The sequence below is a fragment of the Micromonospora sp. NPDC006431 genome, from assembly GCF_042870725.1.
Taxonomy (GTDB): Bacteria; Actinomycetota; Actinomycetes; order Mycobacteriales; family Micromonosporaceae; genus Micromonospora.
The window spans coordinates 141,159-165,409 of record NZ_JBIAHQ010000002.1 but is presented as its reverse complement, the minus strand read 5'-3'; the positions used below and the strand labels follow the sequence as shown (position 1 = coordinate 165,409).

At 76.0% G+C, this 24,251-nt stretch carries 21 protein-coding genes; 10 read left to right on the top strand and 11 right to left on the bottom strand.

The window, feature by feature from the left end:
* Positions 1 to 38: 38 nt before the first annotated feature.
* The 5 genes from ACFYM6_RS04290 to ACFYM6_RS04270 all read right to left on the bottom strand — a co-directional run bounded on the left by ACFYM6_RS04290 (position 39) and on the right by ACFYM6_RS04270 (position 3,632).
* The gene (locus ACFYM6_RS04290) at positions 39 to 881 is read right to left on the bottom strand and encodes a carotenoid biosynthesis protein (RefSeq protein WP_387272788.1); all 843 of its coding nucleotides are present in this window, start codon (positions 879 to 881) and stop codon (positions 39 to 41) included.
* Entirely contained in the window at positions 881 to 1,459 is a 579-nt protein-coding gene (locus ACFYM6_RS04285) for a GNAT family N-acetyltransferase (protein WP_387272121.1), read from the bottom strand. Before ACFYM6_RS04285 ends, ACFYM6_RS04290 begins: the two co-directional genes overlap by 1 nt.
* The gene (locus tag ACFYM6_RS04280) at positions 1,456 to 2,187 is read right to left on the bottom strand and encodes a monooxygenase (protein ID WP_387272119.1); all 732 of its coding nucleotides are present in this window, start codon (positions 2,185 to 2,187) and stop codon (positions 1,456 to 1,458) included. The genes ACFYM6_RS04285 and ACFYM6_RS04280 overlap by 4 nt, the downstream gene beginning before the upstream one ends.
* A gap of 67 nt (positions 2,188 to 2,254) precedes the next feature.
* Entirely contained in the window at positions 2,255 to 2,764 is a 510-nt protein-coding gene (locus tag ACFYM6_RS04275) for a YbaK/EbsC family protein (protein ID WP_387272118.1), read from the bottom strand.
* Positions 2,765 to 2,876: 112 nt separating this feature from the next.
* Positions 2,877 to 3,632 (bottom strand): TetR/AcrR family transcriptional regulator C-terminal domain-containing protein, encoded by a 756-nt coding sequence (locus tag ACFYM6_RS04270; protein ID WP_387272116.1) that lies wholly within the window; start codon positions 3,630 to 3,632, stop codon positions 2,877 to 2,879.
* 66 nt (positions 3,633 to 3,698) lie between these two features.
* On the opposite strand from ACFYM6_RS04270, the gene ACFYM6_RS04265 reads away from it, so the two are divergent.
* Positions 3,699 to 4,889 (top strand): FAD-dependent monooxygenase, encoded by a 1,191-nt coding sequence (locus ACFYM6_RS04265; protein ID WP_387272115.1) that lies wholly within the window; start codon positions 3,699 to 3,701, stop codon positions 4,887 to 4,889.
* Here the strand turns inward: ACFYM6_RS04265 and ACFYM6_RS04260 are convergent.
* The 3 genes from ACFYM6_RS04260 to ACFYM6_RS04250 are packed head-to-tail and all read right to left on the bottom strand — an operon-like array spanning position 4,871 to position 7,595.
* Positions 4,871 to 5,683, bottom strand: coding sequence for an FAD:protein FMN transferase (locus ACFYM6_RS04260; protein WP_387272113.1), 813 nt, complete (start codon positions 5,681 to 5,683; stop codon positions 4,871 to 4,873). The two genes, ACFYM6_RS04265 and ACFYM6_RS04260, sit on opposite strands and share 19 nt — an antisense overlap.
* A 14-nt stretch (positions 5,684 to 5,697) precedes the next feature.
* Positions 5,698 to 6,177 (bottom strand): FMN-binding protein, encoded by a 480-nt coding sequence (locus tag ACFYM6_RS04255; RefSeq protein ID WP_387272110.1) that lies wholly within the window; start codon positions 6,175 to 6,177, stop codon positions 5,698 to 5,700.
* A gap of 20 nt (positions 6,178 to 6,197) precedes the next feature.
* Complete coding sequence (locus ACFYM6_RS04250; protein ID WP_387272108.1) at positions 6,198 to 7,595, bottom strand: ferric reductase-like transmembrane domain-containing protein; 1,398 nt, start codon at positions 7,593 to 7,595, stop codon at positions 6,198 to 6,200.
* Between the two features lie 546 nt (positions 7,596 to 8,141).
* Here ACFYM6_RS04250 and ACFYM6_RS04245 point away from each other — a divergent pair.
* The 9 genes from ACFYM6_RS04245 (at position 8,142) to ACFYM6_RS04205 (ending at position 18,984) form a co-directional block, all read left to right on the top strand.
* Positions 8,142 to 8,639 carry an SAV_6107 family HEPN domain-containing protein gene (locus ACFYM6_RS04245; RefSeq protein WP_387272106.1) on the top strand — a complete coding sequence of 166 codons (498 nt, stop codon included), beginning with the start codon at positions 8,142 to 8,144 and terminating at the stop codon, positions 8,637 to 8,639.
* 146 nt (positions 8,640 to 8,785) lie between these two features.
* On the top strand, positions 8,786 to 9,550 hold the full coding sequence (locus ACFYM6_RS04240; RefSeq protein WP_387272104.1) for a hypothetical protein: 765 nt from the start codon (positions 8,786 to 8,788) through the stop codon (positions 9,548 to 9,550).
* Positions 9,551 to 9,626: 76 nt separating this feature from the next.
* Positions 9,627 to 11,366, top strand: coding sequence for a DNA polymerase Y family protein (locus ACFYM6_RS04235; protein WP_387272102.1), 1,740 nt, complete (start codon positions 9,627 to 9,629; stop codon positions 11,364 to 11,366).
* 24 nt (positions 11,367 to 11,390) lie between these two features.
* Positions 11,391 to 14,771: an error-prone DNA polymerase gene (locus ACFYM6_RS04230; RefSeq protein ID WP_387272100.1), complete on the top strand. Its 3,381-nt coding sequence runs from the start codon at positions 11,391 to 11,393 to the stop codon at positions 14,769 to 14,771.
* 204 nt (positions 14,772 to 14,975) lie between these two features.
* On the top strand, positions 14,976 to 15,152 hold the full coding sequence (locus ACFYM6_RS04225; protein WP_387272098.1) for a hypothetical protein: 177 nt from the start codon (positions 14,976 to 14,978) through the stop codon (positions 15,150 to 15,152).
* 14 nt (positions 15,153 to 15,166) lie between these two features.
* On the top strand, positions 15,167 to 15,916 hold the full coding sequence (locus ACFYM6_RS04220; RefSeq protein WP_387272096.1) for a methyltransferase domain-containing protein: 750 nt from the start codon (positions 15,167 to 15,169) through the stop codon (positions 15,914 to 15,916).
* Positions 15,913 to 17,076 (top strand): alkaline phosphatase family protein, encoded by a 1,164-nt coding sequence (locus ACFYM6_RS04215; protein WP_387272094.1) that lies wholly within the window; start codon positions 15,913 to 15,915, stop codon positions 17,074 to 17,076. Before ACFYM6_RS04220 ends, ACFYM6_RS04215 begins: the two co-directional genes overlap by 4 nt.
* Positions 17,077 to 17,216: 140 nt before the next feature.
* Positions 17,217 to 18,476, top strand: a complete 1,260-nt coding sequence (locus tag ACFYM6_RS04210) for a DNA polymerase IV (RefSeq protein ID WP_387272092.1) — start codon at positions 17,217 to 17,219, stop codon at positions 18,474 to 18,476.
* A 115-nt stretch (positions 18,477 to 18,591) separates the two neighbouring features.
* Positions 18,592 to 18,984: a DUF3040 domain-containing protein gene (locus ACFYM6_RS04205; RefSeq protein ID WP_387272090.1), complete on the top strand. Its 393-nt coding sequence runs from the start codon at positions 18,592 to 18,594 to the stop codon at positions 18,982 to 18,984.
* A 192-nt stretch (positions 18,985 to 19,176) separates the two neighbouring features.
* On the opposite strand, the gene ACFYM6_RS04200 is transcribed toward ACFYM6_RS04205, so the two are convergent.
* From ACFYM6_RS04200 to ACFYM6_RS04190, 3 genes are read right to left on the bottom strand one after another with little or no spacing between them, the layout of a single operon-like run.
* Positions 19,177 to 21,639 (bottom strand): DUF3488 and DUF4129 domain-containing transglutaminase family protein, encoded by a 2,463-nt coding sequence (locus ACFYM6_RS04200; RefSeq protein WP_387272088.1) that lies wholly within the window; start codon positions 21,637 to 21,639, stop codon positions 19,177 to 19,179.
* A 16-nt stretch (positions 21,640 to 21,655) separates the two neighbouring features.
* Positions 21,656 to 22,954, bottom strand: coding sequence for a DUF58 domain-containing protein (locus tag ACFYM6_RS04195; RefSeq protein WP_387272086.1), 1,299 nt, complete (start codon positions 22,952 to 22,954; stop codon positions 21,656 to 21,658).
* Between the two features lies 1 nt (position 22,955).
* On the bottom strand, positions 22,956 to 24,005 hold the full coding sequence (locus tag ACFYM6_RS04190) for a MoxR family ATPase (protein WP_073833913.1): 1,050 nt from the start codon (positions 24,003 to 24,005) through the stop codon (positions 22,956 to 22,958).
* Between the last annotated feature and the right edge of the window lie 246 nt (positions 24,006 to 24,251).

Below are 24,251 nucleotides of genomic sequence, written 5' to 3'. Positions count from 1 at the left end.
AGACACGCCGAGCTGGCCGATTCGCTCCCCTCGCTCGCTCATGCCGGTGCGTCGACGCCGGGGCGGGCCGCCACGTCCACCTCCCGGCGCTCGGGGACGCGACGGCGGGCCCGCAGCAGCGCCACCGCCAGCGGTACGGCGGCCACCGCCATGCCGGCCGCGCCCCAGACCGCCGAGGCCGGCAGGCGGAGGAAGACCGCGTGCGCCAGCACGCTGGCGGCGTACGTCCACAGGTAGAGCGCGAACATCGGCGCGTCCCGCCCGTCGGTGCGGTCGACGGCCGGCCCGGCGAGCGGCCGCAGCGCCGCCGCCAGCAGCAGCGCGAAGAGCAGCCAGCCGAGGTAGTTGCTGGCCGGGACGCCGGGCAGGCCGGGCAGGGCGGGGCCGACGTCCCGCCAGACCCAGTAGCCCTCGGCCACCATCTGCGGGTCGAGGAAGAGGTCCCAGGCGGCCAGCCCGACCGCGGCCAGCGCGATCCGGCCGGCGCGGCGGAAGCGCGCCCCGCCCGCGGTGGCCGGCCGGGTCAGCCGGACCGCGGTGAGCCAGGCCGGCCAGGCCATCCAGGTCCAGGCCAGCGGGATGATCAGCGGCACCCCGGCCAGCTTCGGGCCCAGCTCGCCGGAGTAGTCGTAGCTGCCGAACGGGAAGCCGGTGGCCACCCCGAGCGCCTCCACGGCGAACCCGCCGCCGGTGGCCACCGCGACCAGCGCGACCGCGGTACGCGTACCGCGGGTGAGCAGGGCGTGCCCGACGGAGAGCAGGTAGCCGAGCACGACGGTGGCCACGGTCAGCCCCGCCCGGGTGGCGCCGGCGGTGAGCGGGTAGCCGATCTGGGCGACAATCAGGCCGGCCAGCAGCGCCCAGGGCAGCCGGCGCCGGATCACGGCGTGGCCGGGGCGGGGGCGCCGCCGGGGCCGGGCGGGGGCAGCGGCAGGTCCCGGCCGAGCACGCCGAACGGTCGCTCGTCCCCCGGGAAGTGGAAGTTGCGCAGGATGTCGACGAAGCCGAACCGCCGGTACAGCCGCCAGGCCCGGGACTTCTGCTCGTCGGCCTCCGGCGTGGACAGCAGGGTGGTCGTCCCCTCCGCCATGGTGAGCAGGGCGCGCAGCTGGCCGGCGCCGAGGCCGTGCCCCTGCGCGGGCGGGCGGACGTGCAGCTCGACCACCTCGAAGCAGTGGGGCAGCCAGCGCTGCCGCGCCTCGGTGTCCAGCGCCCGGTGCACCTGGTCGTGCCACCACTGGCCGGCGGCACCGAGGTAGCCGTACCCGAAGCCGGCCAGGTGCCCCTCGCTGGTGAGGCTGGCGACGGCGCGGAAGCCGGGGCGGCGGACGTGGGTGGCGATGTAGCCGCGCCGGGCCTCCAGCAGGTCGGCGCGGTAGCCCATCGCCTCGCCGTAGACGGCCACCACGTCGTCCAGCCGCCGGACCAGATCGTCCGGCGTCCACCGCACCAACCTCATGCGTGTCCTCTCGCCGTTTCCGGATCGCCCTCGGCGACCCACCCCAGCACCGCCCGGTCGCCGACCACGTCGTCGACGGCGAATCGGGCGAACAGTTCCTCCGCGTACCAGCCCTCGGCAGGGGTACGCGTGATCGCGGCGCGATGCTCGGGCTGACGGTACGCGAACGCGACCAGGTCCGCCGGGGCGCGCCACACACTCACGGTGCCCTGCCAGCCCAGCGGGGCCTCGCCGACGCCGAACCGGGCGAGCAGCCCGGGCGCGGCGTGCAGGGCGGCGGCTACCGGCGGGACCGCCCGCCAGAAGGTGACCGCGCGGCGGGCCCGCAGCCGGGCCCTGGTCAACGCCAGCACCGGCCCGGTGACCGGGCCCCCGGACGGCTCGCCGAACGGCCGGCGGCCGGACCACGCGCCCCGGCTGGTCAACGGGCGCAGCTCCAGGCGGACCGAGGAGCGGGCGATCCGGGCCCAGGACCGGCCGACCGGGGAGGCGTCGAAGCCGGCCGCCGCGGCCGGGGAGTCCCAGGCCACCAGCGCGGCCCACCGGGTCGGGTCGGCGTCGCCGGGGCCGAAGCCGGTGCCGGTCCCGGTGCCGAGCAACTTGGCGAACCGGACGCCGGGGGCCCGGCGCAGTCGCGGCGGGTGGACGGCCATCCGGAGCAGCGCGCCGGGCACCGCGACCGGGTGGATCCGCCACACGTGCAGCGTGACGAGTCCCGGCGGGCTCACGCCACCGCCCCGCTTCGCCCCGCGGCGGCGCGAGCCGCCTCGCTGCTGAGCTTGATGGTTCGCTCGCTCACGCCACTTCGGCGGGGGCACCGGAGGTGATCCGCAGCAGCTCCGCATACGTGGTGGGGAAGACCGCCTGCGGCACGCCGCCGGCCGCCCACACCTCGTCGTACGCCCGCAGGGCGGTGTCGACCACGGTGCGTATCGGCCGGGGGTGGCCGACCGGGGCGACCCCGCCGATCACCTGACCGGTGTGCCGCTTGACGAACTCCGGGGTGGCCCGGCGCAGCCGGGTGACCCCGAGGGACGCGGCCAGCCCGGCGGTGTCTACCCGGTGCGCGCCCGAGGTGAGCACCAGCAGCGGCGCGTCGTCCGCGTCGAAGACGAGCGAGTTGGCGATGGCGCCGACGCCGACGCCGAGCGCCTCGGCGGCCGCCGAGGCGGTGTGCACCGCCTCGGGCAGCAGGCAGACCCGGCTCGGCCCGCCGGAGCCGTCGCGGGCGTCCGCGTCGTCGAGAATCCGCTGCACCGCCTGCACGTTCGGGTGTACCGCCGGCACGTTCGGGTGTGGCTGCATGCCGCTCATTCTCCCTGCCTCATCCCGTCGGGCCCGTCCCGCCCCGCCTCGGTGCGTCGATCATGAAGTTGTTGCCCTCGTCCCCGGGCGTGTCGCGGCAACAACTTCCTGGTCAACGGGCGGGGCGGCTGGCGGCGCGGGCGGCGATGAGAGCCTCGATGCCGTCGAGGATGCGGGCGAGGCCGAAGTCGAGCGCCTGGTCGCCGGCGGCCTGGGCGGCGGCCGAGCGGAGCGCGACGTCCAGCGCCGGGAAGCGCTCCTCCCGGCCCCGCAGCAGCGTGGCGAACCCGGCCTCCCGAGGCTGTCCGGGCGTCTCGGCGGCGGTCGCCGTCGCGTGCTGGGCCAGGTTGCGGGCGTGGCCGACCAGGAGCACCGCGACGTCGAGCTGTTCGCCGCCGGTCAGCCCGGTGCCGGTGAGGGCGGCGACGACCCGCTCCAACCAGGCCAGCTCGTTGGGGCCGGGGAGCCGGGGGCCGACCGTCGCCGCGTTGGCCCACGGGTGGCGGCGGAACCGGTCGAACATCTGCCGGGTCCAGTCATCGAGCTGGCCGCGCCAGTCCGCGCCCGTCCGGGGCGGGGACGGCTCGCCCATCGCCGTCTCCAGCATGAGGGCGACCAGCTCCGCCTTGCCGGGCACGTACCGGTAGAGGGCCATCTTGGTGACGTCCAGCGACTCGGCGACCCGCTGCATGGTCAGCCCGTCGAGCCCGTCAGCGTCGGCGATGGCGATGCCGGCCCGGGCGATCGCGTCGAGGGTCAGCGTGGGCCGGGGGCCCCGGCGAGGCCCGCTGGGCGTGCCCCACAGCAGCTCGTAGAGCCGTCGGTTGTCGGTGCCACCGGTCTCCACGCGCACCTCACACTTGTCCACGGATCGAAACTGTGTCTACAGTACTCTGTATCTGACGGACACAGTTTAGATCCCAAGGGGGAAGACATGTCCTCTTCACTGCGCGGCTTCCGGGTGCTCGTCTCCGGCGCCGGGGTGGCCGGCCCGGCGGTGGCCTGGTGGCTGGCCCGGCACGGGGCCGAGGTCATCGTCGTCGAGGCCGCCCCGGCGCTGCGGACCAGCGGCTTCGCGGTCGACTTCCGCGGGCCGACCCACCTCGGCGTGCTCGCCGCCATGGGGGTGCTCGACGAGCTACGCGCGGTGCAGACCCACGCCGGCGCGATGAGCCGGGTGGACGAGCACGACCGGGAGATCTTCCGGCTGCCGGCCGAGTTCGCCGGCGGCGAGCTGGAGGTCCGCCGCCGGGACCTGTCCCGGATCCTTTACGAGCGCGGCGCCGACCGGGTCGAGTACCTGTTCGGCGACCGGATCACCGCGCTCACCGACACCGGCGACGGGGTGCACGTCGACCTCGCCCGGGGCGCCTCCCGCACGGTCGACCTGGTGGTCGGCGCGGACGGCATGCATTCCGGGGTGCGCCGGCTGACCCTCGGCCCGGAGCCGGCGTACGTCACCCACCTCGGCTACCACCTGGCCGGCTGGGACCTGCCGAACGACCTGGGGGCGGACGCCGTCCCCCGGCAGTACAACGTGCCCGGCCGGATGGCCAGCGTCTCCGCCGATCCGCGCGACCCCGACCGGGCCACCGCCCTCGCCGTCTTCGCCGGGCCCCGGCAGGACCACGACCGGCTCGACCCCGACCGGCAGCAGGCGCTGATCGCCGACGCCTTCGCCGGGCTGGGCTGGCACGTGCCCCGGCTACTGGCCGGCCTGCGCGCCGCGCCGGAGCTCTACTTCGACGCGATCGCCCGGGTCCGCGTGCCCCACTGGCACACCGGCCGGACCGTGCTGCTCGGCGACGCGGCGTGGGGGGTCACCCTCGGCGGGATGGGGGTCGGCACCGGCCTCGTCGGGGCGTACGTGCTCGCCGGCGAGCTGGCTCTGACCGGCGGCGACCACCGGGTCGCGCTCCCGGCGTACGAGCGGCGGATGCGGGGGTACGCGTCCCGCTGGCAGCGCGGCGCCAACCCCGGCCACTTCCTGGCCCCGGCCAGCGGCTGGGGGCTGTGGCTGCGCGACCGACTGCTGGCCGCCCGCCCGGTCCAGTCGATGCTGGTGCGCAGCACCGGGTCGCTGGCCACCGAGGCCGACCTGCCCGACTACGCGGCGCGGGTCTGAACGGCTGGTCGGGAGCCGGGCCAGTTCGAGGTGGCCCGGACCCGGCCGGTGCTGTCCACCAGCAGGGCCGCGTAGCCGTCCAGGGTGGCCAGCCAGTCGAGTGCGTCCGCGCCCCGGGCGGCGGCCGCGGTGGCGTACACGTCGGCCCAGAGCAGCTCGGGGCCGACCACGGTGACCGACCGGACGGCCTCGGCGGGCCGGCCGGCGCGCGGGTCCAGGATGTGCGCGCCGCGCCGCGTGGTGCCCGAGGTGGCGACGGCGCCGCCCGCCCGCTCGACCACGTCGAGCATCCGCTCGGGGTGGTCGGGGTCCTCCACCCCGACCCGCCAGGCCGGCCGGCCCGGCGCGGTACGCAGCAGCACGTCCCCGCCGGCGTTGAGGCAGAGGTCGTGCTCGGGCAGGTCGGCGAGGTGCCGGGCGGCGCGCTCCACCGCCCATCCCTTGACCAGCCCGGACGGGTCGAAGCCGGTGCCGCCGCCGGGCAGCGGCAGGCGCCGGGCGTCGAACCAGCCGCCGGTGCGGGCGCGGGCCAGCTCGCAGAGCTCCACCACCTCGCGCACCACCGGCTCGGCGGTGGCCGGGTCGGGCGGCGCGCCGCCGAGCCGGCCCAGCACGCTCTCCGGCCGGTACGTGCTGAACACCGCGTCCACCTCGCCCAGCTCGGCGAAGACCCGCTCCACCCGCGCCGCCACCGCGTCGGTGTGCACCTCCGGCCCGCGCAGGTGCACGCTCACCGGCAGCCCCATCACCTGCACCACCCAGGCCCGCCGGTCCAGTTCCATCGTCAGGTTCATCGTCGCCACTCCGTTCACTTCAGGTGCGCCGCGTCGATCGCGGACTGGAGGGACTCGCGGTAGCCGTCGCTGGTGACGGTGGCCCCGGAGACGGTGTCGATCCGGGCGCTCTGCGCGGCCAGGGCCTCCTGCCGCAGGACCGGCACCGCGTAGTCGTTGATCTCCTGGTCCCGGCGGTTGCCGTCCGGCACCTGCACCGTCCTGACGTCGGTGATCTTCCCGCCGGAGACGGTGATCCGGACCTGCACCGGCCCCCACCGGGTCTGCGCCACCGACCCGGTGACCGTGCCGCCGGAAGAGGCGCCTCCCGACGAGCCGGCGCCGGTGGAGCCGTCCGCGCCGGTCGCGGTCCCGGGGTTCGTCACCACCCCGTCGGATCCGCCGCCGGCGGCCGCGCTGCTCGCCCCGCCCGGACCCATCGTGCTGGTCCGGTAGCTGAACAGCAGCACCAGGGCCGCCACGGTGGAGAGCAGCCAGAGGGTGATCCGTCGCACGGATCCTCCTTTCGTGCCTGTCACCAGGCGAACCGTTCGTGATGGGTGTGCGCGTCGGGAACCCCCGCCGCGCGGGTCGCGGCGCGGGCGGCGTCGACCCAGCCGTCCGGTCCGCAGAGGAAGACGTCGTGACCGGAGATGCCGGGGGAGAGCCGGCGCAGCGCCTCCGCGTCGGACAGCCCCTCGGCGTACGCGGGCAGCCACGCCGGGCGGGCCGCCCGCGGGCCGACCAGGTGGTGCACCACCAGCCCCCGCTCGGTGGCGAGCTGGTCCAGCTCGGCCCGGAAGGCCAGGTCCGCCGGGGTGCGTGCGCGGTAGAGCAGCACCGCCTCGCCGGGGGCGTACGGCAGCTCCCAGAGCAGTGCCAGCAGCGGGGTGATCCCGACCCCGCAGGCGAGCATGGTGATCCCGCCGCCGCGCCAGTGCTCCCCGGTCAGCCGCCCGTACGGCCCCTCGACCAGCACTTTCGTGCCGGGGCGCAGGGCGGCCATCCGGGCGCTGTCGTCGCCGAGGTCCTTGACGGTGATCCGCATCAGGTCCCCGTTCGGCGGCGCCGACAGCGAGTACGGGTGCGCCCGGGACCAGCCGGGGCCGTCCAGGAACCGCCAGAGGAGGAACTGCCCGGCCCGGGCGGGCAGCCGGTGCAGGTCGCGCCCGCGCAGCCAGACCGAGGTGACCCCGGGCGCCTCGGGCACCACCGCGGCCACCTCGATCCGGTGCCGCAGCGACCGCCAGGCGGGCAGCCCGAGCCGGTAGACCAGCACGCTGGCCAGCGCCAGCAGGTAGACCGTCCACCAGTAGGCGCGGGCCGCCGCCGAGCCGACGAAGTCGGCGCCGGCCCAGAGCTGGTGCGGCAGCGCCAGCGCGACACCGAGGTACGCGTACAGGTGCAGCAGGTGCCAGGACTCGTAGCGCAGCCGGCGCCGGGCCGCGCGGACCGAGGTCACCACCACCAGCACCAGCAGGGCCAGCGCCGCGGTGGCCAGCAGCATCCCGGGGTACGTGACGACCAGGTCCCAGGTCTCGGCCAGCACGCCCTGCCGGGCGGTGCCGGCGTACCCGAGGATGGTCAGCAGCACGTGGGTGAGCAGCAGGTGGAACGAGGTGAAGCCGGCGAGCCGGTGCCAGCGGGCGATCCGGTCCTGGCCGAAGCGTCGCTCGATCAGCGGCACCCGGGCCATCAGCACCACCTGGATGAGCATCAGGTCGGTGCTGACCAGACCGGCGAGCCGGCCGAGCGAGGTGAGGCCGGTGGCGAGGCCGCCCAGCAGCTCCTGCACCCCGCGATCGGCGGTCCAGAGGGCGGTGACGACCAGCAGGCTGAGCACCGCGGCGGTGCCGGCGACGTCGGCCCACCAGGCGGGGACCGCCGGCAGGGTACGGCGTCCGGTCCGCCGGTCGGCGACGGCGGCGGTCACCGGCGGGTTTCTTCGGTTCGGCTCACGTTCATGAAGCCCACTCTGGGCCGGGGAACTCGACGCGCCCTTTGCCGAAGCTGTGGGCCGGCTGAGAATCCGGCTCGCCTCTCGCGTGTCCCGGGCGACGCGCCGGGCCCGGGGTGATCGGCGCGCCGGGCGCGTCACACGTTGCATTTTCGTCGGAGGGGAGGTGTACTGTCAGGGCAGTTAGAACGAGTGTTCGATTCAGTCGTACGCTCGTTCCAACACCCGGGAGGGGTGTTTCGCGGCGCCGGCTCCCGGGAGGTGCGGTTCCGCGGACCGCACCGGGCTCCGGACAGTCGCGAGTCCGGACCCGTCAGGCAGGTCGTCGCCCGCCGCCCACGACCCCCGGGCGGCGGGCGACGGACCCGCCGGTACGCCGGCCGGGTGTGGTGTGGGGAAGCGTCCACACCCGGCCGGCCCCCACCTGGTGCGTCTTCCTCCGCACCGCCCGCTCCGGGCGTCCCGCCGGCGGATCCGATCCGTCACGTGCCGCCCCGCCCCGGCCCACGCGGAGGAGAGACCATGCCGACCAGTCCGGCCCAGGCCCCGACGGTGCCCGCGCACGTGCTGCCGCACCGCACCCCCGCCCAGTTGCTCGCGGTGGCCCGCCACGGGCTGGCCGAGGCCGCCCGGACCCGCCCCGACGGCCTCCGGTACGCCGCCGCCCACCTCGCGGCGCTGCGCGCCGCCGCCGCGCTGCTCGCCGCCCGCGCCCGCCCCACGCCCGGCCGGCGCAACCGGATCACCAGCGTCTGGGTCCTGCTCTCCACCGTCGCCCCCGAGCTCGACGAGTGGGCCGGCTACTTCGCCGCCGGGGCGAGCAAGCGGGCCGCCGCCGAGGCCGGCATCCCCCGGGTGGTCAGCGCCCGGGAGGCCGACGACCTGCTCCGCGCCGCCGAGGAGTTCGTGGCCGTGGTGGAGACCGCGCTCGGCCGGCAACCGGCGCTCGACGGTCTGCACCGGCCGCTCCGGCTCGGCGTGTCCGACGCCACGCCGCGACCCGGAGCAGCCGCCGCCTGACCCGGCGACGTCCGGCCACCCGGCGGGGAGGCGGGTGGCCGGACGTCGTCGTGCCCGGTCCGGCGACGTCCGCCGCACATGGAGATCCAGCAGCACCACCACCACGGGGCGTACCCGTGGGCGACACACGACAGGGGGTAGGTCGGATGGCGGGCCGCATGGTGGTCGGTTCCGCCGCGCTGGCCGAGTTGGTGCGCCCGGCGAGCGCGCCCGACCCGGCGAGCGGCCACCGGGTGCTGCCCGTCCGGCCCGAGCTGACCGGGCTGCTGCCCAACCGCGGGCTGCGGCGCGGCAGCACCATCGCGGTCGGCGTCGGGCAGCCCCGGCGCAGCGGCGGGACGTCGCTGATCCTCGCCCTGCTCGCCGAGGCGTCCCGGGCCGGCTCCTGGTGCGCCGTGGTCGGCGTGCCCACCTTCGGGGCCGGCGCGGCGGCCGAGGCCGGGATCGCCCTGGACCGGCTCGCCCTGGTGCCGCACCCCGGGCCCGAGTGGCCCACCGTGGTCGCCGCGCTCATCGACGGGGTCGACGTGGTGGTCACCGCCGTGCCGGCCACGGTCTCCGCCTCCGTCGCCAACCGGCTGGCCGCCCGGGCCCGGCAACGCGGCAGCGTGCTCGTCCCGTACGGCCGGTGGGACGGCGCGGACGTCACGCTCCAGGTGGTCCGCGGGGTCTGGGAGGGGCTCGGCCCGGGCCGGGGGCGGCTGCGCCGCCGGGAGGTGACCGTCTCGGCCCGGGGGCGGGGCGCGGCCGCCCGCCCCAAGGAGATCAAGGTCTGGCTGCCCGGCGACGAGCTGACCCGGGTCATCCCCCGGGCGACCGGTGCCGCCGCCCGCACCACCTCGCCCCGGCTCCGGGTGGTGGCGTCGCCCGTCCCGGCCGCCCGGCCCCGCACCGCGATCGGGTCGGCATGAGCGAGCGCAGCGAGCGAATCATCAGGCACAGTCCGGTGGAGCCTCATGCGGCCGCCGAGCGGAGCGAGGTGGCCGCATGACCGGGGCGCCGGTGCGGACCCTGCTGCTCTGGTGCCCGGACTGGCCGGTCCTCGCCGCCGAGATCCTCGACGGGGTGCCCGCCACCGACCCGGTCGCGGTGCTGCACGCCAACCGGGTGGTCGCCTGCTCCGAGCGGGCCCGCGCCGAGGGCGTACGCCGGGGGCTGCGCAAGCGGGAGGCACAGGGGCGCTGCCCGCAGCTCACCGTCGTCGACCACGATCCCGGCCGGGACGCCCGGGCGTTCGAGCCGGTGGTGGCCGCCGTCGAGGAGGTGGCCGCCGGGGTCGAGGTGATCCGCCCCGGCGCCTGCGCGCTGGCCGCCCGGGGGCCGAGCCGCTACCTCGGCGGGGAGGAGGCGGCGGCCGAGCGGATCGTCGAGCACGTCGCCCAGACCTGCGCGGTGGAGAGCCAGGTCGGCGTCGCCGACGGGGTCTTCGCCGCCGGGCTGGCCGCCCGGGACGGGCGCATCGTGCCGCCCGGCGGGACCGCGGAGTTCCTGGCCGCCCTGCCCGTCGAGGCGCTCGGCCGGCCGGCCCTGACCGACCTGCTGCGCCGGCTGGGGGTGCGTACCCTCGGGGACTTCGCCGCGCTGCCCGCCGGTGACGTGCTGGCCCGGTTCGGCTTCGACGGGGCGCTGGCCCACCGGCTCGCCGCCGGCCGGGACCACCGGCCGCTCGCGGTCCGGCAGCCGCCGGCCGACCTGACCGTCACCGCCGAGTACGACGAGCCGATCGACCGGGTCGACGCCGCGGCGTTCGCCGCCCGGACGCTGGCCGAGCAGCTGCACGAGCGGCTCGCCGCGTACGGGCTGGCCTGCACCCGGCTCGGCATCGAGGCGGTCACCGCGCACGGCCAGGAGCTGCACCGGGTCTGGCGGCACGACGGCCTGCTCACCGCCGCGGCCATCGCCGATCGGGTGCGCTGGCAGTTGGACGGCTGGCTCTCCGGCAGCAACGGCCGGGGCGGGGCCCGCCCGGCCCGCCCCACCGCCGGCATCATCCGGCTGCGGCTGGTGCCGGACGGGGTGCTCGCCCAGGCCGGCCTGCAACCCGGGCTGTGGGGGGAGACCGGCGAGGAGCGGGAGCGGGCGCACCGCGCGCTGAGCCGGGTGCAGGGCATCCTCGGCCCCGAGGCGGTGGTCACCCCGGTGCTCGGCGGCGGACGCTCCCCGGCCGACCAGGTACGCCTGGTCCCGTGGGGCGACGAACGACTGCCCGCCCGCCCCGGCCCACCGCCCCTGCCCGCCGCCCCGGCGGGCGGGCCGCCGCTGCCGGCCGGGACGGCCGATGCTTCCGCCGGATCGCCCGGCGGCGAGCCGCGCCCGGGTGCGGCGGGTCCGTCGGGTACGTCCACCCGATCCGGGGTGGCGCGCCCCGGCGGGGTGGCGCGGTCGGGTGGGGCGCCGGTCCCGCCCTGGCCGGGGCGGCTTCCGCCGCCCGCGCCGGCCGTGGTGCTGCCGACCCCGCTCCTCGCCACCGTGCACGACACCGCGGGTGAGCCCGTCGTGGTCAGTGCCCGGTTGGCGGTGAGCGCCCCGCCCGCGCGACTGGTCGTCGGCACCGGCCGGCCGGCCGAGATCGTCGGCTGGGCCGGCCCGTGGCCGGTGGACGAGCGCTGGTGGGCGCCGGCCGAGGCCCGGCGCCGGGCCCGGTTCCAGGTCTGCCTGGCCGACGGCGCCGCCCTGCTGCTCGCGGTCGAGGGCGGCCAGTGGCTGGTGGAGGCGATCTATGACTGAGCGCCGAGCGGCGGGGGCGGGGCGGTGAGCTTCCACAACCCGAATCTGTCCTGGTCGGAGCTGGAACAGGTGCTCTCCGGCCGGCCCCGCGGTGGGCGGTCCGGCAAGGGGCGGTCCCGGGACGAGCGGCACCTGCACGTGGTGGACCCGCTCGCGGTCGACGCCGACGGCGGCGACTCCCCGGCGTGGAGCCGCAAGCGGCAGCAGTACGAGCCGCCCGAGCTGCCCCGCCCGGACGACCCGGTGCCCTACGCGGAGCTGCACGCGCACTCCAACTTCAGCTTCCTCGACGGCGCGAGCCACCCCGAGGAACTGGCCGAGGAGGCCGCCCGGCTGGGGCTCACCGCGCTCGCCGTCACCGACCACGACGGCTTCTACGGCGTGGTGCGGTTCGCCGAGGCGGCCCGCGCACTGCACCTGCCGACGGTCTTCGGCGCGGAACTCTCCCTCGGGCTGCCCGGCCCGCAGAACGGCGAGCCCGACCCGCACGGGTCGCACCTGCTGGTGCTCGCCCACGGCCACGAGGGGTACGCCCGGCTGGCCGCCACCATCTCCCGCGCCCAGCTCCGCGGCGGCGAGAAGGGCCGCCCGGTCTACGGCGAGCTGGAGGAGGTCGCGGCGGAGCTGCGCGACCACGTGCTGGTGCTCACCGGCTGCCGCAAGGGGCACGTGCCCGGCGCCCTGCTCACCGAGGGCGTCGACGCCGCCGCCCGGGAGCTGGACCGGCTCACCGCGCTCTTCGGCGCCGAGACGGTGGCGGTGGAGCTGACCGACCACGGCCACCCGATCGACGCCGACCGCAACGACGCCCTGGTCGAGCTGGCCGACGCGGCGGGGCTGCCCACGGTCGCCACGAACAACGTGCACTACGCCACCCCGGGCCGGCGTCGACTGGCCACCACCGTGGCGGCGGTGCGCGCCCGGCGCAGCCTGGACGAGATCGACGGCTGGCTGCCCGCCGCCGGCACCGCCCACCTGCGCAGCGGCGCGGAGATGGCGGCGCGGTTCGCCGCGTACCCGGGCGCGGTGGCCCGGGCCGCCGAGTTCGGCGCGGAACTCGCCTTCGACCTGCAACTGGTCGCGCCGAAGCTGCCGGCGTACCCGGTGCCGCCCGGGCACACCGAGATGAGCTGGCTGCGCCGGCTGACCATGGACGGCGCCCGGGAACGCTACGGCCCGCCCGAGGCGCACCCGGAGGCGTACGCGCAGCTGGAGCACGAGCTGCGGATGATCTCCGACCTCGGCTTCCCCGGCTACTTCCTGGTGGTCTACGACATCGTCACGTTCTGCCGCGAGCAGGACATCTACTGCCAGGGCCGGGGCTCGGCGGCCAACTCGGCGGTCTGCTACGCGCTGCGGATCACCAACGTGGACGCAGTGCGGCACCAGCTGCTCTTCGAGCGTTTCCTCGCCCCGGAACGCGACGGTCCGCCCGACATCGACGTGGACATCGAATCCGACCGTCGGGAGGAGGTGATCCAGCACGTCTACGCCCGGTACGGCCGGGAGTACACCGCTCAGGTCGCCAACGTCATCTCGTACCGGCCGCGGTCGGCGGTGCGGGACGTGGCCAAGGCGTTCGGCTTCTCGCCCGGGCAGCAGGACGCCTGGAGCAAGCAGATCGACCGGTGGGGCTCGGTGGCGACGGTGGACGTGGCGGACATTCCCGAGCAGGTGGTGGCGTACGCCAACGAGCTGCAGAGGTTCCCCCGGCACCTGGGCATCCACTCCGGCGGCATGGTGATCTGCGACCGGCCGGTGATCGAGGTCTGCCCGGTCGAGTGGGGGCGGATGCCCGACCGCAGCGTCCTGCAGTGGGACAAGGACGACTGCGCCGCCGTCGGGCTGGTCAAGTTCGACCTGCTCGGCCTCGGCATGCTCTCCGCGCTGCACTACGGCTACGACATGATCGGGATGAGCCTGGACCTGGGCGACATGACCCTGGACGACCCCGAGGTCTACGACATGCTCTGCCGGGCCGACTCGGTCGGGGTGTTCCAGGTGGAGAGCCGCGCCCAGATGGCCACCCTGCCCCGGCTCAAGCCCCGCGTCTTCTACGACCTGGTGGTGGAGGTGGCGCTGATCCGGCCCGGCCCGATCCAGGGCGGCTCGGTGCACCCGTACATCCGGCGCAAGAACGGCCAGGAACCGGTGACGTTCCCGCACCCGCTGATGCGCAACGCGCTGGAGAAGACCCTCGGCGTGCCGCTGTTCCAGGAGCAGCTCATGCAGCTCGCCATCGACCTGGCCGGCTTCGACGCGGCCGGGGCCGACCAGCTGCGCCGGGCGATGGGGGCGAAGCGCTCGGTGGAGCGGATGGCGCAGATCGCCGACCGGCTCTACGCCGGGATGGCCGAGCGGGGCATCACCGGCGAACTGGCCGACGACGTCTATCGCAAGCTCACCGCCTTCGCCAGCTACGGCTTCCCGGAGAGCCACGCGATGAGCTTCGCCTACCTGGTGTACGCCAGTTCCTGGCTCAAGCGCTACCACCCGGGCCCGTTCCTGGCCGCCCTGCTCAACGCCCAGCCGATGGGCTTCTACTCGCCGCAGACCCTGGTCGACGACGCCCGCCGGCACGGCGTCGAGGTACGCCGGCCGGACATCAACGCCAGCGGCGCCAAGGCGGTGCTGGAGTCCACGCCGGAGACCCGGTGGGGGAGCCAGCCGGGGGAGCCGCCGCACGCCTGGGGGCTGGGCGGCCCGGCCGTCCGGCTCGGGTTGAGCAGCGTACGCACCCTCGGCGACGACGTGGCCGAGCGGATCGAGGCGGAGCGGACGGCCCACGGGCCGTACCGGGACATGCCGGACCTGGCCCGGCGGGTCGGGCTCACCGCCGCCCAGCTGGAGGCGCTGGCCACCGCGGACGCCTTCGCCTGCTTCGGGCTGACCCGGCGGCAGGCCCTCTGGGCCGCCGGCGCGGCGGCCCAGGACCGGCCGGGCCGGCTGCCCGGCACGGTGACCGGCGCGACCCCGCCCACCCTGCCCGGGATGGAGGCGGTGGACCGGCTGGTTGCCGACGTCTGGGCCACCGGCCTGTCCCCGGAGAGCCACCCGGCCCGGTTCATCCGGGACCGGCTGGACGCCCTGGGCGCGGTGCCGATCGCCCGGCTCGGCCGGGTGGAGCCCGGCCAGCGGATCCGGGTCGGCGGGATCGTCACCCACCGGCAGCGGCCGGCGACCGCGGGCGGGGTCACCTTCCTCAACCTCGAGGACGAGACCGGGATGCTCAACGTCACCTGCTCGCCGGGGCTCTGGCAGCGCTACCGGCGGGTCGCCCGCACCAGCGGGGCGCTGGTGGTGCGGGGCCGGTTGCAGCGGCACGAGGGCGTCACCAGCCTCACCGCGGACCGGCTGGACGCGATCGACCCGCCGGTCACGCCGGCCTCCCGCGACTTCCGCTGACCTCGCCTCAGCCACGCCGACCGGGGCGAGCCCGGTGCCGGCGTCGACGGCGGGCCGGCACCAGGCCCACGTCGTGGAGACCTTCGCCACACCGGGCCGGCAGAGGGCATGGCGTGGGCCACATTTCCGTTTCCTGGATCGGCGGGCCGGAGATACGGTCCGCCGGCATGGGCAGAGCGGCCCACGCGGGAAAGGTGGAAAACGATGACGGGGAGCAACACCCACCACGGCGTCGCCAACGCCCGACGGACCCGGCTCGGTGCGGACTGGGTCCCGGCGCACGACACCGAGGTGCACGAATACCCGGTGACGGACGGGCCGGTCGCCAACGCCCACCGCTCCCGCGCCGAGGAGGACCCGGCCGGAGGCGGCGAGTCCTGACCCCGCTGGCGCGGGTGACTAGGCTCGGCGGGGTGGAGCAGACCCGAACCCTGACCCCCCGTACCGCCGTGATCTGGGCGGTGCTCCGGGCCGAGCTGCAGCGCCGGGTGGGCGAGCGGCTCACGGTGCTCGACGTCGGCGGCGGGACCGGCGGCTTCGCCGTCCCGCTCGCCGAGGCGGGCCACCACGTCACCGTGGTCGACGCCAGTCCCGACGCGCTCGCCGCGCTGACCCGCCGCGCCGCCGAGGCCGGGGTCGCCGACCGGGTACGCGCCGTGCAGGGCGACGGTGACGCGCTCGCGGGGCTGGTCGAGCCGGCCAGCATGGACCTGGTGCTCTGCCACGCCGTCCTGGAGGTCGTCGACGACCCCGCGTCGGTGGTCTCGGCCCTGGTCGGCGCGCTGCGCCACGGGGGCGCGGCCAGCGTCCTGGTCGCCGGGCGGGCCGCCGCCGTGCTCACCCGCGCGATGAACGGCCACCTCGACGTGGCCGCCGCGCTCGCCGCCGACCCGGACGGCAGCGCCGGCCCGCGGGACACCCTGCGCCGGCGGTACGACGCCGAGGGCGCCGTCGCCCTGCTCAGCGCCGCCGGGCTCACCGTCGAGGAGATCCACGGCGTACGCGTCCTGGCCGACCTGCTGCCCGCCGCCGTGGCGGACGGTCAGCCGGCCGCCCTGGTCGAGCTGGAACGGGCCCTGGCGGCCCGGCCGCCGTACCGGGACATCGCCGCCCAGCTGCACCTGTTCGCCCGCCGCCCGGTATGACCGGCCCGGCGGTGGATCCGCTCGCCCCGGTCGCGCCCCGCTACGGTGGCGGCAGCCTCGCCGACGTCCTGCCCAGCGCGCTCGCGGTGCTCGGCGTGCCCGGCGCGGCCGACCTGCTCGGTCTGGCGCCCCGGTTGGCCGGGGTACGCCGGATCGCGGTCCTGCTGGTCGACGGGCTCGGCTGGTACCAGATCCCCGCCGCCACCCCGTACGCCCCGACCCTGGCCGGGCTGGCCGCCACCGTCGGCACCCCCCTCACCTCCGGATTTCCCTCCACCACCCCGACCAGCCTGGTCACCCTCGGCACCGGCGTGGCCGCCGGCGCGCACGGGGTGCTCGGCTTCAAGGTCCGGGTCCCGAACACCGACCGGGTGCTCAGCCACATCGAGTGGGCCGGCGACCCGGAGCCGCTGCGCTGGCAGCCCGTCCCCACCCAGTACGAGCGGGCCCGCGCCGCCGGGGTCGCGGTGACCGTGGTCAGCCGCCCCGAGTACGGCGGCAGCGGCCTGACCCTGGCCGCGAACCGGGGCGGCGACTACCGGGGGGCGTCCGGCGTCGACGCGCTCGCCGGGCAGATGCTCGCCGCCCTCGCGGCCGGCGCCGGGCCGACCCTGGTCTCCGGGTATCACCCGGACCTGGACCGGCACGGACACCTGAGCGGCGTCGACTCCGTGCCGTGGCGGCTGGCCGCCGCCGAGGTGGACCGGCTGCTCGTCCGGCTGGTCGACGGGCTGCCGCCGGACGCCGCGCTGCTGGCAACCGCCGATCACGGGCAGCTCAACGTGCCGGCGGGCCACCGGATCGACCTGGACACCGATCCCCGGCTGCGGGCCGGGGTCCGGGTGGTCGCCGGCGAGCCCCGGGTCCGCTACCTGCACGTCGAGCCGGGCGCCACCGCGGACGTGGTGGCCGCCTGGTCGGCGGTGCTGGACGGCGTCGCGTGGGTGACGACCCGGGACGAGGCGGTGGCCACCGGCTGGTTCGGGCCGGTGGCCGAGGAACACCTGCAGCGGATCGGCGACGTGGTGGTGGTCTGCCGGGACACGTACGCCGTGGTCGCCACCCGCTCGGAGAAGCCGATGGAGTCGCGGCTGGTGGCGTACCACGGCGCCGACACCGCCGCCGAGATGACCATCCCACTGCTCACCATCCGCGGCTGACCCGCCCGCCCCCCTGCGCCTGCAAGGTCCGCGCAGCTTCACGGTAGGGAGGGGCCTGGCGCCGCCGCCGGGGCGGCTCGTGGCGGGCGCTCGGGCGGGGCGGCGGGCGGGTTGTCGGACCGGGCGGTTAGCGTGCGGGAATGGGCCGCAGCCAGTCGTTGCCCCGGGGCGGTGATCCGCGCTTCGGGCCGGACGCCGACGACACCGGCTGCCCCATCCTGCACGTCGACATGGACGCGTTCTTCGCCTCCGTCGAGGTGCGCCGCCGGCCCGAGCTGCGCGGCCGGCCGGTCGTGGTGGGCGGGGTGGGGCCGCGCGGGGTGGTCAGCTCGGCCAGCTACGAGGCCCGACGGTACGGCGTCCGCAGCGCCATGCCGACCGCGCGGGCCCGGGCGCTCTGCCCGGGCGCGGTCTACCTGCCGCCCGACTTCACGCAATACTCGGCGGCCTCCCGGGCGGTGATGCAGATCTTCCGGGACGTCACCCCGCTGGTCGAGCCGCTCTCCCTGGACGAGGCGTTCCTCGACGTGGCCGGCGCCCGCCGGCTCTTCGGCTCCCCGGCCGGGATCGCCCGGCTGATCCGCCGCCGGGTCGCCGAGGAGCAGGGGCTGACCTGCTCGGTCGGGGTGGCGCCGAGCAAGTTCGTGGCGAAGCTGGGCTCCACCCGGGCCAAGCCGGACGGGCTGCTCGTGGTGCCCGCCGGCCGGGTGCTCGACTTCCTGCACCCGCTGTCGGTGGGGGCGCTGTGGGGAGTGGGGGAGCGGTCCGCCGAGACGCTGCGCCGGCTCGGCCTGAACACCGTGGGCGACCTGGCCGAGGCGCCGCTCGGCCTGCTCCGGCGGGCGGTCGGCGAGGCGGCCGCGACCCACCTGCACGAGCTGGCCTGGGGTCGGGACCCGCGCCGGGTCTCCCCGGAGCAGGTGGAGAAGTCGATCGGCGCGGAGGTCACCTTCGACGTCGACATCACCGACCCGGTGGAGATCCGCCGCGCCCTGCTGGCCCTCGCCGAGAAGGTCGGGGCCCGGTTGCGCGCCGCCGGTCAGGTGGGTCGGACGGTGTCGCTCAAGGTCCGGCTGGCCGACTTCCGCACGGTCACCCGGTCCCGCACCCTCACCGTGCCCACCGACACCGCCCGGGAGATGTTCGACACGGCCTGGGCCCTCTGGACCGCCCTGGCCGTCGGCGAGCCGGTCCGCCTGGTCGGCGTACGCATGGAGGGGCTCGCCACCGCGGCGGAGACGCCGCGACAGCTCACCCTCGGTGCGCCGGAGCGCGGCTGGCGGGAGGCGGAGGTGGCCGCCGACGCGGCGGCTGCCCGATTCGGGCGGTCCGTCATAGGTCCGGCCAGTCTTCTCGGGAGGCGTGATCCGCGACGAGTCGAAAAACCGACCCGGCCGTAGGTCGTCCCGCTTTCCGACGCGCGAGCCCCCTCGTAGACTTGCGGGTAAGCAGCCGGTTGGCTGCCACGGTCTGTCGGCCCGACCGGGCCGACCAACGTGACCGGGGAGGAGTGCCGTGCCGCTCTCGGAGCACGAGCAGCGGCTGTTCGAGCAGATCGAGCGGTCGCTTGCCGAGGACCCCAAGTTCGCCTCGGCCGTGCGCGCCAGCGACCCGCGTTTCCACACGCGGCGTCGCCTGCTCGTCGCTGCCGGCGTGGTAATCGCTGGTCTGGCCCTGTTGATCTACGGTGCCGTGATCAAGACGCCCCCGCTGGCCGTGGCGGGCTTCGTCGTCATGCTGGCCTCACTGGGCTACGCGGTGCAGTCGCACCGGCGCTCCCAGTCGCCCGACCTGCACGTGGTGGGCGGCACGACAAGCCGGCGTACCCGTGGCCGGACCGGCCGGCGGGGTTCGTTCCTCGACCGGATGGAGGACCGCTGGCGGCAGCGCCCGGAGGGGCACCGCTGACCGGCTCGGACCGCTGACGGCGGGCCCACCGCGACGGCGTGTCGCCGTGGGCCCGGCGAGCATCTCACGCTGCATCGCGGAAGTGGTGGCATCCGGTGGATCCGGACACCACCACTTCCAGGACGCAGCGCGATCGTGCCGCCGTGCCGGTTCACCTTCCAGGACGCAGCGCGGTCGTGCCGCCGTGCGGGTTCACCGGGCCGGACGGCCCGCCAGCAGCCGGCGCGGGCTCCACCGGAGCAGCCGCTGCCGCACCTCCCCGCCGGCAGTGACCAGCCGGGCGGACCGCTCCGACACCGTGGTCCGCCAGCGCAGCAGCACCGACGGCGGCAGCAGGGCCGCCATGATCCGGGTACGCCGGTCGGCCCGGGCGGCCAGTGCCCCGCGTACCGACCGCAGGGCCGGGTGCAGCTCCTCGCCGGTCAGCGGGTCGCGGGCGTAGCGGGCCCGCTCCTCGGCCCGGCCGAGCAGTCGCACCCCGGTCACCGCCCCGGCGTCCTCGGTGAGGGTCTCCTGGACCAGCCGCTCGGCGGTCGCCCGGGGAGTCTCCGTCCGGTCGACCCGGACCTGGAAGTCCACCAGGGTGTCGAGCAGCTCGTCCCAGGCGGCGTGGGCGTCCGCGCGGAGCCGGTCGGCGTCCACCCCGACCACGATGTCGCGTACCTCGCCGCGCTGGCCGGGGATGGCGGCGAGCGTGGTGGCCGCCGGCGCCGCAGCCCGGACCCGCCGGTGGCGACGCAGCGCGGAGCGGCGCAGCGCCGGCACCGCGAGCAGCACCAGCAGGGCGAGCGCCCCGGCGACCCACCACGGCCAGACCGGCGACTGCTGGGTGGGGCCGCCGTCGCCGACCGAGAGGCCCTGGTCGGCGTCCTTGTCGAGCCGGTCGGGACTGTTCGGGCCGGCCGAGGCGTCGGCCGCGTCCGGGGCGGCGGCGCCCCCGGTCGACGGGGTGGCCTCCTCTCGCGCCTCGGTGTCCGGGGCCCAGGCCGACCGGACCGACCCGGGGACGCTCGCCGCCGGGGTGGCGTCGAACGGCACCCAGCCGATCCCGCCGAAGAAGACCTCGGTCCAGGCGTGCAGGTTCTGGTTGGTCAGCACGTACGTGCCGCCGCTGGACCTGGTGCCGTTGGTGAAGCCGAACGCCACCCGGGCCGGGATGCCGGCGGCCCGGACCAGCCACGCCATCGCGCCGGCGTACTGCTGGCAGAAGCCCGCCTTGGTGGACAGGAAGTCGGTGATGTCCTCCCCGCTGGTGCCGTCCCGGGTGGAGAGCGAGTAGGTGAACCCGTTCTCCACCGAGAAGTAGTCGTAGATCGCCCGGACCTTGTCGTAGTCGTTCTGCTTGCCCTTGACGAGCTGCCTGACCAACTGGTCGACCGCGGGCGCCCCCGGCGTGGTGGTCTGCTGGCGCCGCAACGGGTCGTCGGTCGGCAGGGAGCGCGCCGCGCGCAGCACCGACGGGCTGTACGTCGAGCGGACGTAGTCGAACGAGTACCGCTTGCCCCGCGAGTTCTCCCGATCCGAGAAGAGGACCTGGAGGTTCGTGTCGTAGCGCCAGCTGCGGCCGAGGTCCTCGGTCTTGACCGGCTCGGCGTAGACCGGCAGCAGCGGCATGTTGAGGGTCTTCGACACCTCGACCGTGGCCCGGTAGCGCTGCCGCTCGACTCCGGCCCGCTCCGCCGGGTCGGTCAGGCCCTGGGTCACCGCCCGGCCGGTGGGAGTGCGATCCCGGAAGCCGTTCGGACGCAGGTCGTCGGCCACGCCGAAGCGCAGGTAGAACGGGGTCGGCTCGTTGGTGGTGACCTTGACCAGTTCGGTCACCGTGCTCTGTTTGAGCTGACCGCTGAGCGCGGCGAACAGGTCGATGCGGCCGGAGTTGCCGCCCTGGCCCGGGCGCCCGTTGCCGTCGCCCGTGCCGCTGCCGGCGGCGTTCAGCAGGCCGCTGGTCATCCCGGGCACGGCCAGGGGCAGCGCCACCGCGAGGGCGACCCCGACCACGGCCAGCCGGCGACCCGCCGCGGCCAGCGGCGAGGCCTCCCAGACGTCGACGTCCCGGCCCTCCCCGGTGAACCGGCGGCCGAACCGGCGTACCCGGTCGACGTTGTCGGTGACCAGCAGCCACAGGAAGCCACAGGCACCCACCACGAACGGGGTGGCGGGCACGTCGTCCACGTAGACCGCCACCGGCACCGAGTAGATGGCCAGCATCGGCAGCCCGGCCAGCGCCGGCCGGCGCAGCCCGACGGAGAGCACGTCCACCAGCACGGCGACGCCGCCGACGCCGAGCACGGTGAGGAAGAGCAGCGAGTCGACGTCGTCGACCTTCACGCTGTAGGTGCGCATGTCCTGCATCGACGCGCCGAGCAGGTCGCCGAAGTGGGCGAAGGTGCCCGGGGTGGGCAGGAACGCCAGCAGCTCGGTGCCGCCCGGGAAGACCCAGGTCAGGCCCAGCGTGAGGCCGGCGAGCATGGCGATGATCTGACCCCACAGGGGTGCCCGGGCCAGCCGGCTCAGCGCGGCGGCGCCGGCCACCACGGCGACCACGATGGCCGCCTCGATCAGCCACGTCCAGCGCAGGAAGATCGCCGACAGCGGGGCGGCCGCCAGCAGCGTCGCCGCGGCGGCGACGAAGCCCAGGTTGCGGTGCGCGGTCACGGGATCACCCTTCCGGTCATCGCACGCCTCCGGCCACCGTCTCGGCCAGCGCCGCCCGCAGCGCGAAGCCCTGCGAGCCGCGGGCCGCCTGCGGCCAGAGCACGGGCAGCCGGTTGCCGTGCTCCACGCCGATCACCCGCCACCCGCTCTGCAACAGGGCGAGCGCGGCGGTGCCGTGCGCGTGCTCCGCCTCGCTGCGGGCCTTCGCCGGCAGGTTGAGCCAGGTGGTGCTGTCGAGCAGGAAGCCGACGCAGGTCGCGCCGTTGCCGCGCAGCCCGGCCAGCAGCTCCGCCTCGGCGGTGCTCAGGGTGCCGAACAGCGCGATGATCAGGCCACCGTCGGCCCGCTGCCGGACCTGCTGCACCAGCGTGGTGAGCTCACCGCGCTTGGCGAGGCGTACCTCGGCGAGGTGGTCGAGCAGCAGGCCGTCGCCGGCCGCCTCGGTGGCGCCCACGTCCGCGCCGGAGCCGGTGACCAGGCGCAGCTTGTAGCCGGCCTGGCGCAGGTGCACGGCGATGCTGGCGGCGGCGGAGACCGCCCACTCGAAGCTCGCCGTCGGGCCGTCGCCCCGGTGGCCGGCGGCACGGGTGTCCAGGACCACCGTGGCCCGGCTCTCCCAGGGCTGCTCCTCCCGGCGCACCATCAGCTCGCCGGTGCGCGCGGTGGACTTCCAGTGCACCCGGCGCAGGTCGTCGCCCACCCGGTACTCCCGGGTGGCCGCATCGTCCTCGCCGTGCACCGCGACCGACCGGGCCCGACTGTCGCCGCTGCCGGCGTACTCGCCGGGGAGGCGGACCGCGGGCAGCGGAGTGACCTGCGGGATCACGGTGAGGTGGTCGATGCTGGGGAAGGCCCGGCTGAGCTCGCAGAGCCCGAACGGGTCGGTCAGCCGGACCACCAGCGGGCCCACCTCGTACCGGCCGCGCACGTCAGCCCGGACGGTGTACGCCACCGAGCTGGCCTGGTGCGCGCCGAGCCGCTCCAGCACCACACGGGGCCGGCTGCCCAGCGCGTACGGCAGCCGATCCTCCAGCAGCAGGGTGCCGGTCGGCAGGCGGGACAGGTTCTGCAGCCGCAGCACCACCCGGGAGCTGGCCCCGACCGGCACCCGGTGCGGTTCGAGGGACCGGCTGCAGGCGAGCTTGTACCGGCTGCGCCCCACGTACGCCGCCGCGAGCAGCGGCAGGACGGCGAGCAGGACGGCCACCCGGAGCAGGTCCTTCTCGCCCAGGATGCCGGCGGAGATCGCTGCGGCGACCGCGGCCGCCAGGAACGAGCGGCCGCGGGTGGTCAGTCCTCGCAGCCCGTCGCGCACCTCACGGCCTCCGTGGCTCGTACGGCCCGCGACCGGTGCCGCCGGGCCGGGTGTCGTACGGGGAGCGCTTGCGGTCGTTCGGCAGCGGCAGCCGGTGCACCAGCTCGGCGACGATCGCGTCGGTGGTGCGCCGGGCGAGCTGCGCGTCCGCGGTCGGGATGATCCGGTGCGCCAGCACCGGCACCGCGAGGGCCTGCAGGTCGTCGGGGAGGACGTAGTCCCGGCCCTCCAGAGCGGCCACCGCGCGGGCGGTGCGCAGCAGCTGCAGGGTGGCCCGCGGGGACGCGCCGAGCCGCAGGTCGGGCGCCTCGCGGGTGGCGGTGACCAGGTCGATCGCGTACTGCTTGACCGCGTCGGCGACGTGCACCTGCCGGACGTGGCCGATCAGCTGGCGGACGGTCGCCGCGTCGGAGACCGGGCGCAGCTCGGTCAGCGGGTCGGTGGCCCCGTGGCCGTCCAGCATGGCCAGCTCGGCGCCGGCGTCCGGGTAGCCCATCGCGATCCGGGCGGTGAACCGGTCGCGCTGCGCCTCCGGCAGCGGGTACGTGCCTTCCATCTCGATCGGGTTCTGCGTCGCGATCACCATGAACGGGGTCTGCAGCTGGTAGGTGACCCCGTCGACGGTGACCTGCCGCTCCTCCATGCACTCCAGCAGGGCGGACTGGGTCTTCGGCGAGGCCCGGTTGATCTCGTCGCCGACCACCAGGTTGGCGAAGACCGCGCCCGGCCGGAACTCGAAGTCGTGCGTCTCCTGGTTGTAGACGCTGACCCCGGTGACGTCGCTGGGCAGCAGGTCGGGGGTGAACTGGATCCGCCGCACCGAGCAGTCGATCGAGCGGGCCAGGGCCTTGGCGAGCTTGGTCTTGCCGACGCCGGGCACGTCCTCGATCAGCAGGTGACCCTCGGCGAGCAGCACGGCCAGGGCGAGCCGGACCGTGGCGGTCTTGCCCTCGATCACCTGCTCGATGTTGGCCACGATGGCCTCGCTGGCGGCGCGGAACTCGTCGTGCGGCAGCAGACCGCCCACCTCGTCCCAGGTCTGTTGTGTCACGGGCCTCCTCCTCGTCGCCCTGGACGGCAGCGCTGAATAGAGCACCTGGACCCGCCGTTTGGTTCGCGACGTCGAGCCACGTCTGCCGCAGAAATCTCACTGGCCTCTCAGGCTAACCATGTTTGTCGTTGTCGCCGACCCCCGCAGCCGGTCGGTCGGTTACGCCCGAAATATTCGCCGGACCGGGGGACGAGTCCCGCCCCGTGGATCGGGCGAGATAGTCGCTGGGCAGGCGGGGTACACTGC